Below are 794 nucleotides of genomic sequence, written 5' to 3'. Positions count from 1 at the left end.
TTTATGAAAACGCTCTTATGTTCACTCTTTTTACTTGTCGTATCCTCAATTGTCTGTTTTTCTCAAATAAGTAGAGGCAGTTTTATGATTGGAGGAGCCTTACATTTTTCCTATGAGGATTCCTATTACAATGACAAGAACCCAAGATCCAATCCCACTAATCAGGTTTATTTAGAAGAAGATGGGACTATCTTCCAAGTAAATCCCACTTTTGGCTATTTCGTCTTGAATAATGTAGCTGTGGGATTGAATCCTGGGTATAGTAAACAGACAACCATTCTTACCAGGGAAGACTATTCTAGTAGATTTATAAATAGCAGCTTTTCCCTATCCCCATTCATCCGCTATTATGCAAGTTTGAATGAAAAGCTACGATTTTTTGTCCATGGTACCCTATTTAGTTATCAGTACATGGCTTCAACTAACAAAGAACAAACGTTTGATGTTACCCGCGAGACAACATCAAAACTATATATTCTCTCTCCAAGTTTTAGAATTCAACCCGGAATAGTTTTTTTTGCTACAAAACGAGTAGGCATTGAAGCAACCTTAGGATTTATCGGCTATAGCTTCACTAGAAGCAAAAGAGAAGGCACTACAGATGGTAACAAGGTCGAACATAAAGCTACAGATAAGAACTTTCAATTTTCATTAAACCCTGCAAGCATTAATCTAGGGCTACAATTTTATCTGAACAGAAAATAAAAAAGTCCATACAGGGCTTTTAGTAGAGTAATCGGTTATAGGGATTAATTACATACACATTTTAACTTATAAAGATGGTAAATTTAACT

1 protein-coding gene is annotated in these 794 nt (G+C 35.1%); it reads left to right on the top strand.

Features of this window, described 5'->3' with window-relative positions; translation table 11 throughout:
- Positions 1-705 (top strand): hypothetical protein (locus tag Q0590_RS37435; RefSeq protein ID WP_302042803.1); only part of this gene is annotated, 705 nt, incomplete at its 5' end.
- Positions 706-794 lie beyond the last annotated feature (89 nt).

Source organism: Rhodocytophaga aerolata (assembly GCF_030503435.1).
In the GTDB taxonomy this organism is placed as follows: Bacteria; Bacteroidota; Bacteroidia; order Cytophagales; family 172606-1; genus Rhodocytophaga; species Rhodocytophaga aerolata.
The sequence above is the reverse complement of the archived record's forward strand: the minus strand, read 5'-3'. Positions and strand labels throughout refer to the sequence as shown.